This window comes from Mycobacterium paraffinicum (assembly GCF_025822865.1).
Lineage (GTDB): Bacteria > Actinomycetota > Actinomycetes > Mycobacteriales > Mycobacteriaceae > Mycobacterium > Mycobacterium paraffinicum.
Genome location: NZ_JACKUR010000031.1, coordinates 14,653 through 29,398, shown reverse-complemented (window position 1 = coordinate 29,398; position 14,746 = coordinate 14,653). Strand labels below are relative to the sequence as shown.

Genomic DNA, 14,746 nt, shown 5'->3' with positions numbered 1-14,746 from the left:
GCGTCAGTCCAGATCCACCCGAATGGTCAGCAGGTCGCTACCCATCAGCCGCACCACCGCGCTGTTGAGCCGCGGGAGGTCGCCGAGCCGCCGCAGTGGATCGTCGTCGGGCATCAGGTGAGCGGTGCCGCTGCGCCACCGACCGCCGATGCGCACCCGCACGGCCGGATTCGCCTTGATGTTGTGGACGTAGTCGGAGTGCTCGCCGTGTTCGGAGACCATCCAGAATTGGTTGTCGACCAGGCGTCCGCCCACGGCGGTGCGTCGCGGCTTGCCGCTCTTGCGGCCGGTGGTTTCCAGGATGATCCCCGGCATCTGCCGGCCCACCGGGTTGACGAGCAGCCGCTGCACGCGGTGGACGACTTGGCGTTTGAGAGTCATGGTTTCATTCAACGCCGAGCGTCGCGCCATGTCACCGTGCAGCGAAAACAGCCGCCCCCGAAGGGGCGGCTGCCTCGTAATGCCGGTTTAGGTCCCGGGGTTGACCCCGCCGCTGACCTGGCCTGAACCAGATGTCCCGCCTGCGGGCGTGAACACCTGGAAACCAGCGGACGTGTTGACGCCCCACTGACCCAGCTGCGGGTTGAACACGACGGGAAGTTGGGTCCCGTCGGGGTCACCCACGGGCGGAACCCAGGTGGCCGGGAGCCCGTAGCGGATCGGGTCGTTGTAGTGCCCCGGCGGCGGGAACCCGTTCTGTCCCGGAGGAAGTGGGCTGCCCGGCGCGTTGCAGTTGACGCCCGGCGCACCGGGGTTACAGATGGGCTGTCCCGGTACAAATTGGCCCGGCGCCGGAACATCCCGGTCGCCCCCCGGCACGTTCGGGCCCGGCACGTTCGGACTCGGCACATTCGGGCCATCCGGACCGGCTTGTGCGATACCGGCGCCGATGCCGAAACCCGCGGACGTGATGGTGCCGGCCATGAGCGCGCCGGCTGCGATCTTGTTCAGATTCATAAGTGAACCCCCTTGTCGAACGATTGGCCGCCTGAAGAGCAGCTGATCCAATTGACTTGGTGATTCGCTCACCCCACCGCCCTGACGGGCAGTCGAACCTCCAACACCCCAGATACCCGAGGCGTGGACGACGAAAACCTCTTCGCCCTATTCGCCGGCGTCCGGGCAGGTCAGCCGCTGATTCTCTCCGGGTCGACTTCGGCCCGCGTGCCGGCGGGAAGGGTGCCGATGCGGAGAAATCTGCGCAAGATCACGGCTATCCACGGACCTTAACGCGCGCGGCCGGGATGCCAGCGAGTTTGCTGCGCATCCCGGCCAAGCTCGTGTCAAGCAGCGACCGTAACGGTCTCGGCCGCCGGCTCGAGCGCCTGCGCGACGATGTCGGCGACGTCGGTCATCGGTTTGACCGTCAGCGCGTCGAGCACCTCGGCGGGCACGTCATCCAAGTCGGGCTCGTTGCGCGCCGGAATGAAAACCGTTGCCAGGCCGGCCCGTTGGGCCGCGAGCAGCTTCTGCTTCACGCCGCCGATCGGCAACACCCGCCCGTTAAGCGTGACCTCGCCGGTCATGCCGACATCGGATCGCACCTGACGTCCGGTGGCCATCGAGACCAGCGCGGTCACCATGGTGACACCCGCCGACGGCCCGTCCTTGGGCACCGCTCCCGCGGGGACGTGCACGTGGATGCGCCGGTCGAGGGCCTTGGGATCGACGCCCAACTCGGCGGCGTGGGAGCGCACATAGGACAGTGCGATCTGCGCGGACTCCTTCATCACGTCACCCAGTTGACCGGTGAGCTGCAAGCCCGCCTCACCGTCCGTCGCGCCCGCCTCGATGTAGAGCACATCTCCGCCCAGGCCGGTGACGGCCAGGCCGGTGGCCACGCCGGGCACCGCCGTGCGTTCGGCCGATTCCGGAGTGAACCGCGGACGGCCGAGGTAGTCGACCAGATCCGCCTCGTCGATGGTGATCGGCTCGGCGGCCTCGGCCAGCTTGGTCGTCACCTTGCGCAGCGCCTTCGCCAGCAGCCGCTCGAACTGCCGCACGCCGGGCTCCCGGGTGTAGTCGGCGGCGATCTTGCGCAGAGCGGCGTCGGTCAGCGTGACCTCGTCCTCGGTCAGCGCCGCCCGGTCCCGCTGCCGGGGCAGCAGGTAGTCCCGCGCGATGGCGACCTTGTCGTCCTCGGTGTAGCCGTCGATCTGCACCAGCTCCATGCGGTCCAGCAGGGCGGACGGGATGTTCTCGATGACGTTGGCGGTGGCCAGGAACACCACGTCGGACAGGTCCAGGTCCAGGTCCAGGTAGTGGTCGCGGAACGTGTGGTTTTGCGCCGGGTCGAGCACCTCGAGCAGCGCCGCACTCGGGTCGCCCCGGTAGTCGGAACCGACTTTGTCGATCTCGTCCAGCAGCACGACCGGGTTCATCGACCCCGCCTCGCCGATGGCCCGCACGATCCGCCCCGGCAGCGCGCCCACATAGGTCCGCCGGTGCCCGCGGATCTCGGCCTCGTCGCGCACACCGCCCAGGGCGACGCGCACGAACTTGCGGCCCAGCGCCCGGGCGACGCTCTCGCCCAGCGACGTCTTGCCGACGCCGGGGGGACCGGCCAGCACCATCACCGCACCCGAGCCGCGGCCTCCGACGACCTGCAGACCACGCTGAGCGCGGCGGGCCCGCACGGCCAGGTATTCGACGATGCGGTCCTTGACGTCGTCCAACCCGTGGTGGTCGGCGTCCAACACCCCCCGCGCGGCCTTCAGGTCGGTCGAGTCGTCGGTCCTGACGTTCCAGGGCAGGTCGAGCACCGTGTCCAGCCAGGTGCGGATCCAGCCGCTTTCCGGGCTCTGGTCGCTGGACCGTTCCAGCTTGCCGACCTCGCGCAGCGCGGCCTCGCGCACCTTCTCGGGCAACTCGGCCGCTTCGACGCGGGCCCGGTAGTCATCCGACCCGTCGGGCTCACCCTCACCCAACTCCTTGCGGATGGCGGCCAGCTGTTGGCGCAGCAGGAACTCCTTCTGCGTCTTCTCCATGCCCTCACGCACGTCCTCGGCGATCTTGTCGTTGACCTCGACCTCGGCGAGGTGGTCGCTGGTCCAGTCGATCAGCACCCGCAGCCGCTCGGCGACATCCTCGGTCTCGACCAGTTGCCGCTTCTGCTCGCTGGACAGGTAGGACGCGTAGCCGGAGGTGTCGGCCAACGCCGACGGATCGGACAGCCTGTTGACGTAGTCGACGATCTCCCAGGCCTCGCGCCGTTGCAGCATCGCCAGCAGCAGCTTCTTGTACTCGGCGGTCAGCGCCTTGATCTCGTCGGTCGCCTCGACCTCGGGGACCTCGGTCACCTCGACCCACAGCGCCGCGCCCGGCCCGGACGCCCCCGCCCCGATCTGCGCCCGGCGCTCACCGCGCACGACGGCCGCGGTGCCGCCGCCTGCGATGCGTCCGACCTGCAAGATCTTGGCGATCACACCGTGCGACGGGTACCGGTCATCCAGCCGGGGCGCGATCAGCAGCTGCCCGGATTCACTCGCCTGAGCAGCGTCGATTGCCGCCCGCGCGGCCTCGTCGAGCGCGATCGGAACGACCATTCCGGGCAACACGATGGTGTCGGTGACAAACAGCACCGGCACCGAGTTGGCTTCAGCCATCAATCCTCCAAAAACTGAGTCTGATGCGCTCAACCCAGGCGGGTGCCGGTTTGTTCCCCTACGAAGGGCCGCGGCGGGTAAGTGGTGGCTATCACGTTGGCGGTCTTGGATAATCGGCCCGTGCCGCTGACGCACCCGCCCCGACCGCTCTCGACCCGGATGTCCTGGAATCCGCGGCCAGAGACCTCGCTTCCGTCGGCGCCATCACCTTCCTCGTGGACGACGATGCCGTCACCTATGCCGTCGATGGCCCGACGATCCGCGTCGGCGAGGGGCAGCGCACCGGAGACGCCGTGGTGCGGCTGTCCCGACGGGCGTGGGACGACATGGTTGGCCAGATCCGCACGGTCATCAACCTCCTGCTCAGCGACGAGCTGTCCTTCGAGCGGGGCGGCTTCGACCAGCTGGCCGACTGGGACCCGGCCCTGCGGTACCTGCACGCCGGCGTCCCGCCCTACGATCCGGCCCGCGCCGACCTGAAGGGGCGCGACCCGCTCGCCACGTTCACGCTCGACGCCGACGACACCGAGTTGTCTGCACAGCTGCACACCATGGGCTACCTGCACGTCAGGGGCGTGTTCGACGCCGACGAGATGCGGGCCGCCAACTGCGAGGTCGACCGCCTCGCGGCCCAGGCCCGGCCGGGGGATGACCGTTCGTGGTGGGTCACCGACGAGCACGGCGGCAGCGTGCTGTGCCGGTTGGTATACGCAACGATGCGTTCACCCGTCCTCGCCCTCTTGGAGAACGATCCCAGGGTGTCCAGGCTGGGCACCCTCATCAACCCCGCGCTTCGCCCCGCACCCGACCGGATGGAAGGCAGCGCGGTGTTGCTCAAAGTGCCAGGCAACACCAGCGGGTTGTCCAACATCCCCTGGCATCAGGACTGCGGCATGGGTGGGCACGCTCTCATGTGCCCCGCGGTCAGCATCGGCATTCAGCTGACCGGCTCGGACGCCTCCACCGGCAACCTTCAGGTGGTGCCGGGCAGCCACGGTCAGGCGATTCACTACCGCTGGGAACATCGGTTCCAATGGGTCCCGGTGGTCAGCATCGACACCGCCCCCGGCGACGTGACCGTCCACGTCCAGGACCTGATGCACGCCTCACCCCGGCCGACCGGTGCCGGCGGCCGGCGCACGATGTACGTCACCCACTACCCGCCGCAACTCTTCGAACACGTCGGGCCCGGCGAGGCCTTCAACGACCTGGTTCGCAACCGCACCGAACGGGTCGCCCGCCTGCAGTAGCGCCGTCGAGATTGCCGCCACGGTCGTGCTCCCGGGTCAATTCACAGCCATGCCGGCGATCTCGGCGCTACTGAATGGGCCCGAGCCGCCGAAGTTGGGTCACGTGCTTGGGCGAAAGCTCCTCGAGACAGGTGACACCCAGCAGCCGCATGGTGCGGATCACGCCCTCGGAAAGAATTTCGATCGCGCGGGCGACGCCGGGTTCGCCGCCGGCCATCAGCCCGTACAGGTAGGCCCGTCCGACGAGCGTGCACCGCGCGCCCAGCGCGATCGCCGCCACGATGTCGGCGCCCGACATGATGCCGGTGTCCAGCAGGATCTCGGTGTGCTTGCCGACCTCACGCGAGACCCATGGCAACAGGTGGAACGGCACCGGGGCCCGATCCAGTTGGCGCCCACCGTGATTCGACAACACGATGCCGTCGACGCCGCGATCGACGACGGCGCGGGCGTCGTCGAGCGTCTGGATGCCCTTGACCACCAACTTGCCGGGCCACTGGGCCTTGATCCACTCCAGGTCGTCGAAGGTGAGGCTGGGGTCGAACATGGTGCTCAGATACTCGGCGACGGTTCCCGGCCAGCGGTCCAGCGACGCGAACGCCAGCGGCTCGGTGGTCAACAGGTCGAACCACCATTTCGGGTGTGGCACCGCATCCAGGACGGTGCGCAATGTCAGCGTCGGCGGAATCGTCATCCCGTTTCGGTTGTCGCGCAGCCGGGCGCCGGAGACCGGGACGTCGACAGTGGCCAGCAGGGTGTCGAACCCGGCGTCGGCGGCGCGCTGGACGAGCGCCATCGAGCGTTCCCGGTCGCGCCACATGTAGAGCTGAAACCACTTCCTGCCCTGGGGAACAGCGGTCACCAGGTCCTCGATCGCGCAGGTGCCGAGCGTGGACAGCGAGAACGGAATGCCGGCCTTGGCCGCCGCCGCGGCGCCGGCGATCTCGCCCTCGGTGTGCATCAACCGGGTGAAGCCGGTGGGCGCGATGCCGAACGGCAGGACCACCGGCTGGCCCAGCACATTCCAGCCGGCGGTGACGTTGCTGACGTCACGCAGGATCGTCGGGTGAAACTCGATGTCGCGGAACGCTTGCCGGGCGCGCTGGAGGGAAAGCTCGTCCTCGGCGGCGCCGTCGGTGTAGTCGAACGCCGCCTTCGGCGTGCGGCGTTTGGCGATGCGCCGCAGATCTTCGATGGTGTGCGCGGCGTCGAGGCGGCGCCTGGTCGCGTCGAACTGCGGTCGCTTGAACCGGATCAGCGGCGCGAGGTCGCGCACCCTGGGCACTCGTCGTTTGACCGCCATGTGTGCAACCGTAGTCACATGGAATCGGCGAGCGACCCGTTCGACCTCCAGCGCTTCGTCGAAGCGCAGGCCCCGGTGTACCGAAACGTGGTCGACGAGCTGCGCTCCGGACGTAAACGCAGTCACTGGATGTGGTTTGTCTTCCCGCAGTTGCGCGGCCTGGGTGGCAGCCCGACCGCGGTGCATTACGGCATCTCCTCGCTCGAGGAGGCGCGTGCCTACCTGCGCCATGAGCTGCTCGGCCCGCGGTTGCGGGAGTGCGCCCGGCTGGTCGACGCGGTGCAGGGCCGATCGGTCGCTGACATCTTCGGCTCGCCCGACGACCTCAAGCTGCGCTCGTCGATGACGCTGTTCGCCCGCGCCACGGACGACAACGGGGAATTCCTCGCGGTCCTCGACAAGTACTACGACGGCCGGCAGGACCGGCTGACTCTGGAACGCCTAGGCCGGGCTTAAGATCCGCCACCCGTGCGGTTCCACGACCAGCGCGTCGACCACCTCTTGCGGCGGGGCCGACGAACCGCCGATGACCCGCCGGTGCCGCGTGCCCAGTTCCGGCAGCGCCACGCGCATCGGCTCGTCGTCGATGTTGAGCGCGACCAGCAGCGCGTCGTCGCCGCTGCGGGTCTCGTAGAGGTAGTGCCGGTTTTCCAGCCGCAGCGCGGTGGTCGAGGCCCGGTGCAGCCACGGGTGACGACGGCGCAGCCCGACCAGGAACTGGTGCAGCGCCCACATCTGGGCGCCGAACGCATCCAATTTCAGTGGGGGAGAGTCGAACTCGGGGCGCACCGCGTCGTCGCCGCCGTAGCGCTCCTCCTTGACGCCGCGGAATCCCAGTTCGTCGCCCGCGTACACGCTGGGCACGCCGCCGACGGTCAACAGGATCACCAGCGCGTGCGCCACGTGCTCGGGGCGGTCGAGCCGGCTGGCGATGCGGGTGACGTCGTGGTTGCCGATGAAAGTGAGCGGAGCGAAGCCGGCCAGGAACTCGTCGTGCCGCTGCAGCGCCCAGTCCAGCTCGAAGAAGTTGCCGTCGTTGAGGCTGCTCCAGATCGCCTTCCACAACTCGTACTGGGTGGCCGAGTCGAACGTCGCGGCCTGCACGACGGCGGCGTAGTCGCCGTGGATGAGCTCGCCGACGAACCACGCCTCGGGGAAGCGCTCACGCACCCGCGGGAGTGTTGCGGCCCAAAACCGTTCCGGCACCGTGTAAGCCGCGTCGAGTCGCCAGCCGTCGGCGCCGCGTTCCAGCCAGTGCGCCATCACGTCCGCGGTGTAATCGACCACCTCGGGGTTGTCGTGGTTGAGCGTGATCAGCTCCGAGTGACCCTCGAACGTGTGAAAGCGCCCCTGGCGCCCGCGAAACCAGCGCGCTGCGGCCTCGTCGTTCGGCGCCTCCCGGTGACGGGGGAAATCCACGCCGACGTGATTGAACACGCCGTCGAGCAGGATACGCAGGCCACGGCGACGGGCCTCGGCGACGAGGTAGTCGAAATCGGCGTCGTCACCGAGCCGGGGGTCGATGCGGTAGTGGTCGGTGGTGTCGTAACCATGGGTGCGCGAGGCGAAGATCGGGCCCAGCGCAACGCCGGACGCGCCCAGTGCGATGGCGTGGTCGAACCAGTCGACGAGCCGCCGCAGCCGGTGTTCTTCCGGCTGCGGCGGCTCCGACGAAGGAAAGGCGCCGACGAACCCCAGCGGATAGACCTGCCACCAGATCGCGTGTGCTACCCAGGCTGGTGCCGTCACTGCGTCAGCCGACGGTGGCCAGCGTCTGGGAGGCGACAATCGCTTGTGCCACGCCGGAAATGATGGCCGCGGCCTTCAGCGCCTCCTGGATGGTCTCCCGGGTGACGCCCGCCTCGCGCAGCGTGTGTTCGTGGGAGGCCACGCAGTCCGGGCATCCGTTGATCGATGACACCGCGAAGGACCACAGCTCGAAGTTCGCCTTCTCCACACCGGGATTGGCGATGATGTTCATCCGCAATCCCGCACGCAGGTCGTCGTACTTGCCGTCGAGGAAGCCCCGGCCACGGTAGAACACGTTGTTCATGCCCATGATCGATGCGGCTCCCAGCGCCGCGTTGTACGCCTCGGCGGACAGGATGTCGGCCGCCTCGGCACCGATCTCGGTGATTACCTGAGTGTTTCGCGTCGCCGCGGCGCTCGCCAGCAGGGTACCCCACAGCTGCTCCTCGTTGAGCTCGGTCGTGCGCGTGATCGAGCCGAGGTTGAGCTTGAGGTCCTTGGCGTACTCGGGCAGCGCTTCCTTGAGGTTTTCTACGCTCATCTCGCCTCCCTGTTCAGACCCTACGCGACTAAGCCGATGCCTTGAGCAGCTCGGCGGCATTCAGCGTCGGGTCACCCTTGCGCCAGTTGCAGGCGCACAGCTCGTCGGACTGCAGGGCGTCCAGGACCCGCAGCACTTCCTCGACGTTGCGTCCCACGGATCCGGCGGTGACCGAAACGAATTGGATCTCGTTGTTGGGGTCCACCAGGAAGGTCGCCCGGTCGGCAACGCCGTCGGCGTTGAGAACGCCGGTGGCCAGGCTCAGCTCACGCTTGATGTCCGAGAGCATGGGGAAGAGGAGCTTCTTCAGGTCTTCGTGCTGCGCGCGCCAGTTGAAGTGCACGAACTCGCTGTCGATCGACACACCCAGGACCTGCGCGTCGCGGTCGGAGAACTCGTCGTTGAGCTTTCCGAACGCGGCGATCTCGGTCGGGCATACGAAGGTGAAGTCCTTGGGCCAGAAGAACACAACGCGCCACTTGCCTTCGTGGTCCTCGTTGGTGACAGTGGTGAAATAGTCCTCGGGCTGCTTGGCGTCAACCTTGGACAGATCGCCCGCGATCAGCGCGGTGAGCTCGTAGGCGGGAAACTGGTCGCCGATGGTCAGCAAAGGCATGGCTCTCCTAATTTGGATTCACTCAAGATTAGTAATTTCATTGCCCATGCTGCCCGTTCACCCGACCTGAAGTAAAGGTGATATTTCCCACTACACTTATCGGTATGCCCGATAAGATTTATCAGCCGACGATCGCCGGTCTCCGTGCGTTCGCCGCGATCGCCGAAAAGCGTCAATTTAGCAGCGCCGCAACCACTCTCGGGGTCAGCCAGTCCACGTTGTCGCAGGCGCTTGCCGCGCTGGAGACCGGGCTCGGCACCCAGCTCATCGAGCGCTCCACGCGGCGTGTCCTGTTGACGACGGAGGGCACGGCGCTGCTGCCGCGCGCCCAGACCGTCATCGAGGCGGTGGACGCGTTCACCGCCGCCGCCGCGGGGTCATCCGATCCGCTGCGGGGCGGGATGCGGCTGGGACTGATCCCGACGGTCGCGCCCTACGTCTTGCCGACCGTGCTGGCCGGTCTGGCCGAGCAGTTCCCCGGAATGACGTTGCGGGTGACCGAAGACCAGACCGAACGGCTGATGACGGTATTGCGCGAGGGTGCGCTCGATGCGGCGCTCATCGCCCTGCCCGCCGACGCCGGCGGCGTCACCGCGATCCCGATCTACGACGAGGATTTCGTCCTCGCGCTACCGCCCGGACATCCGCTGTCGGGTAGGCGGCGGGTTCCGGCGACGGCACTGGCCGACCTGCCCCTGCTGCTGCTGGATGAGGGGCACTGCCTGCGCGATCAGGCGCTGGACGTTTGCCACAAGGCGGGCGTGCGGGCGGAACTGGCCAACACCCGGGCGGCGTCGCTGGCCACCGCGGTGCAGTGCGTGACCGGCGGCCTGGGGGTGACGCTGATCCCGCAGAGTGCGGTGCCGGTCGAGGCGACGAGAACCCGCCTGGGCCTGGCGCAGTTCGCCACGCCCCGCCCCGGACGGCGCATCGGGTTGGTGTACCGCTCGTCGAGCGGCCGTGACGAGTCCTACCGGCAATTGGCGGACATGATCGGCAGATTGATCAGCGACGAACACCCCGTCCGGCTGGTCAAATAGCGCGGCCGGCACAGGTAGGTTCTGCCTATGGAAAAGGTCATCGCCGTCCTGATGCGTGCCGATTCGGGCGAGGAGTGGTGCGCCCGCCAGCGGGGCCCGGTCGCCGGCGCCCTGTTGGATTTGGGTCTGCCGGGGTTGTCGGTCAACGTCCGCGACGATGCAGTCCGCCATTCGCTGATGACGCTTACGACGCTGGATCCGCCGGTCGCGGCGGTGGTGAGCATGTGGACCCAGCAGTGCTACGGCGAGCAGATGTCCGCAGCGCTGGCCCTGCTCGAGGCCGAATGCGAACAACTCGCCGCCTATCTGGTGACCGAGTCGGTTCCGCTCGAAGCACCGGTAACCGAATCTGGTACTCGCACAGCGGGATTAGCCAACATCGCGTTGCTGCGCCGGCCCGCCGGCCTGGACCAGGAGAGCTGGCTGACCCGGTGGCAGCGCAACCACACCTCGGTGGCCATCGAGACGCAGGCGACCTTCGGCTACACCCAGAACTGGGTGGTGCGCACCCTCACCCCGGACGCACCGGGAATCGCGGGCATCGTCGAAGAGTTGTTCCCGCAGGAGGCGATCACCGATCTCAAGGCTTTCTTCGGTGCCGCCGACGACAAAGACCTGCAGGACCGACTGGGCCGAATGGTCACCAGCACCACGGCGTTCGGCGCCAACGACAACATCGACACCGTCCCCACCAGCCGCTACGTGTTCAAGACACCGTTCATCGAGGAACCCTTATGACAACTCTGCGCGACGCCGTGGCGTTGGCCGCCGCGGAAAATGGCCTGGCGGTGGTGTCCACCGTTCGGGCCGACGGAACGGTGCAGGCTTCGCTGGTCAACGTCGGACTGTTGCCGCACCCGGAAAGCGGCGAGCAGGTGCTGGGCTTCACCACCTACGGCAAGGTCAAACTGGCCAACCTCCGGGCTCGACCGCAGCTGGCGGTCACCTTCCGCAAGGGATGGCAGTGGGCGACCGTCGAGGGCCGCGCCGAGCTCGTCGGCCCCGACGACACGCGTGCCTGGCTGACCACGGACGACCAGCTGCGGCTGTTGCTGCGCGAGGTTTTCACCGCCGCGGGCGGCACCCACGACGACTGGGACGAATACGACCGCGTCATGGCACGGGAGCGCCGCGCCGTCGTGCTGATCGCGCCCACCCGCGTCTACAGCAACGGCTGACGTCGTTAGGCTGCAGCCGTGACGCTGCAGATCAATGACGAAAAGCGGGTGCGCACCCTCACGCTGAACCGGCCCGAGGCGCTGAACGCATTCAACGAAGCCCTGTACGACGCGACCGCCGAAGCGCTATTGGCCGCCGCCGGCGACCCCGAGGTCGCCGTGGTGCTGCTGACCGGCGCGGGCCGCGGCTTCAGCGCCGGCACCGACCTCGCCGAGATGCAGGCCCGCATCACCGATCCGGAATTCACCCCGGGCAAGCACGGTTTCGTCGGACTGATCGACGCCCTCAGCACGTTCCCCAAGCCGCTCATCTGCGCGGTCAACGGCGTGGGCGTGGGCATCGGCGCCACCATCTTGGGCTACGCCGATCTGGCCTTCATGTCGTCGACGGCCCGCCTCAAGTGTCCGTTCACCAGCCTGGGGGTGGCGCCGGAAGCGGCCTCGTCGTATCTGCTGCCACAGCTGGTGGGCCGGCAGAACGCCGCCTGGCTGTTGATGTCCTCGGAGTGGGTCGACGCGGACGAGGCGCTGCGTATGGGCCTGGTCTGGCGGGTCTGCGATCCCGAGGAGCTATTGCCCGAAGCCCGCCGGCATGCGGAAGTCCTTGCCAGTCGGCCCATTTCGAGCTTAGTGGCGGTCAAGCACACGATGATGGAGCCGGTGCGTCCGGAGATCGCGGCGGCCACCGCGCGAGAAAACGCTCACTTCGCCGAACTGATGGGCGCACAGGCCAACGCGGCGGCTTTGGCGGACTTCAACAAAGCCCGGGGCTAAAGCGACGGAGCGGTCTCGAGATTTGCCGACGCGGCGATGATCGCCCGCAGGGTCCTCTTGCAGCGCCCGCAGTCGCCACCGGCCCCGCACGCTGCCGCGACCTCTTTGGAGGTGGAGGCGCCGCGCGCGACCACTTCGGACACCGTGTGGTTGGTGACGCCGACACACAGGCACACGTACATCAGCGCATCCCCTGCATGCTGGCGACATTCCCTTCGTCGACGGCGTGACCAAGCGAGCGCACTTCGTCCTCCCTCTCGGCGTCCCGTGTCACCGGGATTTGAAGAAGTAGTACCGAACCGAGACGTTATTAGTTGAGTCTAACCTAAGTTCGTTAGCCCAGTCTAACCTTAGTCGCTAGCAACGTGCCCCACCCGGGCCGCAAGCAACACACACTGAGCACAGCCATACCTTGCTGGAAGATTGCCACCCGTCGTGGCAAAGTGCGGGTACGGCCCGGCACGGTGCGGTCAGCCCGCGCACCCGCCCCGGAGCCACGAAATGACCACCGTTTCACGTCACCGTAGGGGAGTGATCATGCAAGGGGATCCGGATGTTTTGCGCCTGCTCAACGAGCAGTTGACCGGCGAGCTCACCGCGATCAACCAATACTTCCTGCACTCCAAGATGCAGGACAACTGGGGATTCACCGAGCTCGCCGAGCACACCCGGGCCGAGTCCTTCGACGAGATGCGGCACGCCGAGGCGATCACCGATCGCATCCTGCTGCTCGACGGGCTGCCCAACTACCAGCGCCTGTTCTCGCTGCGCATCGGCCAGACGCTGCGCGAGCAGTTCGAGGCCGACCTGGCCATCGAGTACGAGGTGATGGACCGGCTCAAGCCCGGCATCATCATGTGCCGCGAGAAGCAGGACAGCACCAGCGCCAATCTGCTGGAAGAGATCGTGGCCGACGAGGAAAAGCACATCGACTACCTCGAGACGCAACTCGAGCTGATGGACAAGCTCGGCGTGGAGCTCTACTCGGCGCAGTGCGTCTCGAGGCCGCCGAGCTAACACCGCTCAGGCCCGGTCGCCGGACGCCCGATCCCGCTAGGACGAGATTGCCGCGCGGCTACCCGAGACGACGGGGCGCGAGATGGCTGCGCGTTCAAACCCGGATGGCAAGGTGGCCAGCGGATTAGTCTCCCGGCATGGATCGAATCTGGCAGTGGGCGTGGGATCGATGCCGGACGCGGTACTCGTGGGCGATCTATGCGGTCAGCGTCGCCGAGTTGCTGTCCATCTACCTCTTCTTTGCGCTTCTCATCGTCGCCTTCGAAAAATCCGATCGCTACTTCGAGGCGGCCGCACTGACCGGCGGCATCGTGCTGGTGATGGTGTACGTGACCAATCTTCCCGGACTGGGCGCGACCCGTCTGGTGGAGCGATGGGCAGCCGGGCGTGAGGTCGATCGGGCCAGGGCGCTGGAGGCCACCTACGCCTGGAGCCGGACGGCCGGGCCGCGAGCGGTGGCGGCCAACGCTGCTTTCATCGCCATGCTGTTCCTGCTGGTGGGCGCGATCGCCGGGGGAACCGGGTCACGACTGGTCCAATACGGGATCCTGGGCTCCGCCACAGGAATTTCGGTGGTGCTGATCGCCGTGCACAGCTACCCGGAAGGGGCGCTGCGGCCCGCCCGGGTCGCCCTCGCCGGTGAGACGGGAATGGGTGAGCTCCTGCCCCGCTCTCGCCCGACTTTCGCCGCGTGGTCGAACCTGACGGTGCTCGCGGCCGCGTTCATCTTCGCTGTCGCGGGCGCGATGTTTGCGGTCGCGATCGACCGAGTTCGGGAGGTCCCCGTGCTGGTGGTCGTAATCGCCTGTGGGTTAGTGCTTTCTTTCGCGGTGCCGATCACTGTCGGCGCCTCGTTCTCACCGTCGCTCCAACCCCTTCGCGATCTTGCCGAAGGAACCGAACGTGTTGCGGCGGGGGACTACAGCCAACGCCTGCCGGTGGTCCAAGACGACGATCTTGGCGCACTGTCGGCGTCGTTCAACCGGATGCAGGCCGGTTTGGCTGAGCGCCAACGACTCCACGCGGCCTTCGGCACTTATGTCGACCCAGCCCTGGCGGCGCGCCTGCTGGAACAGGGCGACGATGTGTTCACCGGAGAACGGCGCCAGGTGACCGTCATGTTCGTCGACATCCGCGACTTCACGCCGTTCGCCGAGGCGAATACCGCCGAAGACACCGTCGCCCGCCTCAACGCGCTGTTCGAGATCGTCGTGCCTGCGGTCGTCGACGCCGGCGGCCACGTCAACAAGTTCCTCGGCGACGGGGCGCTGGCGGTCTTCGGCGTCCCGAACAACCTCGCGGATCACGCCGACGCCGCGCTCACCGCCGCGCTGTTGATCCAACGCCGCGTCGCCGAGCGATTCGCCGGGGAGCTTCGCATCGGCATCGGCATCAATACCGGCGTGGTGATCGCCGGCACCATCGGCGGCGGAGGCAAGCTCGAGTTCACCCTGATCGGTGACACCGTCAACGTCGCCGCCCGCGTGGAGCAGCTCACCAAGACCACCGGCGACGCGATCCTGCTCACCCAGCAGTCCGTCGACGCCTTGAATTCTCGACCACCCGCCCTAATCGATCGCGGATCGCACGCCCTAAAAGGGAAGTCAGCCGCGGTGCAGGTCTTCGCCCTCGAGCAAGAGGCCGGCGTGCGGGTTGATTCGATCGGCTGAGTG

General features: G+C 67.5%; 16 protein-coding genes. 8 read left to right on the top strand and 8 right to left on the bottom strand.

Annotated features, from left to right (window positions below):
- Positions 1-3: 3 nt before the first annotated feature.
- The 3 genes from H7J89_RS21405 to lon form a co-directional block, all read right to left on the bottom strand.
- Positions 4-393 (bottom strand): nitroreductase family deazaflavin-dependent oxidoreductase, encoded by a 390-nt coding sequence (locus H7J89_RS21405; protein WP_264046534.1) that lies wholly within the window; start codon positions 391-393, stop codon positions 4-6.
- A gap of 75 nt (positions 394-468) precedes the next feature.
- Positions 469-957: a hypothetical protein gene (locus tag H7J89_RS21400; protein ID WP_264046411.1), complete on the bottom strand. Its 489-nt coding sequence runs from the start codon at positions 955-957 to the stop codon at positions 469-471.
- Positions 958-1,283: 326 nt separating this feature from the next.
- Positions 1,284-3,605: an endopeptidase La gene (gene lon / locus H7J89_RS21395; RefSeq protein WP_264046409.1), complete on the bottom strand. Its 2,322-nt coding sequence runs from the start codon at positions 3,603-3,605 to the stop codon at positions 1,284-1,286.
- 215 nt (positions 3,606-3,820) lie between these two features.
- On the opposite strand from lon, the gene H7J89_RS21390 reads away from it, so the two are divergent.
- Entirely contained in the window at positions 3,821-4,855 is a 1,035-nt protein-coding gene (locus tag H7J89_RS21390) for a phytanoyl-CoA dioxygenase family protein (RefSeq protein ID WP_264046407.1), read from the top strand.
- Positions 4,856-4,922: 67 nt separating this feature from the next.
- Here H7J89_RS21390 and H7J89_RS21385 read toward each other — a convergent pair whose 3' ends face one another.
- A complete protein-coding gene (locus tag H7J89_RS21385) occupies positions 4,923-6,158 on the bottom strand; it encodes an alpha-hydroxy acid oxidase (RefSeq protein ID WP_264046405.1) in 1,236 nt (411 codons plus the stop codon).
- An 18-nt stretch (positions 6,159-6,176) separates the two neighbouring features.
- Between H7J89_RS21385 and H7J89_RS21380 the strand changes: the two genes are divergently transcribed.
- The gene (locus H7J89_RS21380) at positions 6,177-6,614 is read left to right on the top strand and encodes a DUF1810 domain-containing protein (RefSeq protein WP_264046403.1); all 438 of its coding nucleotides are present in this window, start codon (positions 6,177-6,179) and stop codon (positions 6,612-6,614) included.
- Here H7J89_RS21380 and H7J89_RS21375 read toward each other — a convergent pair.
- Genes H7J89_RS21375 through H7J89_RS21365 form a run of 3 tightly spaced genes read right to left on the bottom strand, consistent with a single transcriptional unit; the run spans position 6,600 to position 9,064 of the window.
- Entirely contained in the window at positions 6,600-7,907 is a 1,308-nt protein-coding gene (locus H7J89_RS21375) for an alpha-amylase family protein (RefSeq protein ID WP_264046401.1), read from the bottom strand. The two genes, H7J89_RS21380 and H7J89_RS21375, sit on opposite strands and share 15 nt — an antisense overlap.
- Before the next feature lie 4 nt (positions 7,908-7,911).
- Positions 7,912-8,448 (bottom strand): alkyl hydroperoxide reductase, encoded by a 537-nt coding sequence (locus H7J89_RS21370; protein WP_067211146.1) that lies wholly within the window; start codon positions 8,446-8,448, stop codon positions 7,912-7,914.
- 28 nt (positions 8,449-8,476) lie between these two features.
- Complete coding sequence (locus tag H7J89_RS21365; RefSeq protein ID WP_264046396.1) at positions 8,477-9,064, bottom strand: peroxiredoxin; 588 nt, start codon at positions 9,062-9,064, stop codon at positions 8,477-8,479.
- A gap of 104 nt (positions 9,065-9,168) precedes the next feature.
- Between H7J89_RS21365 and H7J89_RS21360 the strand changes: the two genes are divergently transcribed.
- From H7J89_RS21360 to H7J89_RS21345, 4 genes are read left to right on the top strand one after another with little or no spacing between them, the layout of a single operon-like run.
- A complete protein-coding gene (locus H7J89_RS21360; RefSeq protein ID WP_264046394.1) occupies positions 9,169-10,104 on the top strand; it encodes a hydrogen peroxide-inducible genes activator in 936 nt (311 codons plus the stop codon).
- A gap of 27 nt (positions 10,105-10,131) precedes the next feature.
- Positions 10,132-10,842 (top strand): EthD domain-containing protein, encoded by a 711-nt coding sequence (locus H7J89_RS21355; protein ID WP_264046392.1) that lies wholly within the window; start codon positions 10,132-10,134, stop codon positions 10,840-10,842.
- On the top strand, positions 10,839-11,282 hold the full coding sequence (locus H7J89_RS21350) for a TIGR03618 family F420-dependent PPOX class oxidoreductase (protein WP_264046390.1): 444 nt from the start codon (positions 10,839-10,841) through the stop codon (positions 11,280-11,282). Before H7J89_RS21355 ends, H7J89_RS21350 begins: the two co-directional genes overlap by 4 nt.
- Positions 11,283-11,300: 18 nt before the next feature.
- Positions 11,301-12,056, top strand: coding sequence for an enoyl-CoA hydratase/isomerase family protein (locus H7J89_RS21345; RefSeq protein ID WP_264046389.1), 756 nt, complete (start codon positions 11,301-11,303; stop codon positions 12,054-12,056).
- Here H7J89_RS21345 and H7J89_RS21340 read toward each other — a convergent pair.
- The gene (locus H7J89_RS21340; protein ID WP_066954279.1) at positions 12,053-12,238 is read right to left on the bottom strand and encodes a (2Fe-2S)-binding protein; all 186 of its coding nucleotides are present in this window, start codon (positions 12,236-12,238) and stop codon (positions 12,053-12,055) included. The genes H7J89_RS21345 and H7J89_RS21340 overlap by 4 nt on opposite strands.
- A gap of 355 nt (positions 12,239-12,593) precedes the next feature.
- Here H7J89_RS21340 and bfr point away from each other — a divergent pair, with 355 nt between their 5' ends.
- Both bfr and H7J89_RS21330 read left to right on the top strand, forming a co-directional pair.
- Positions 12,594-13,073, top strand: coding sequence for a bacterioferritin (bfr, locus tag H7J89_RS21335; protein ID WP_066954691.1), 480 nt, complete (start codon positions 12,594-12,596; stop codon positions 13,071-13,073).
- A 137-nt stretch (positions 13,074-13,210) separates the two neighbouring features.
- Positions 13,211-14,743: an adenylate/guanylate cyclase domain-containing protein gene (locus H7J89_RS21330; protein WP_264046385.1), complete on the top strand. Its 1,533-nt coding sequence runs from the start codon at positions 13,211-13,213 to the stop codon at positions 14,741-14,743.
- Positions 14,744-14,746: the final 3 nt, after the last annotated feature.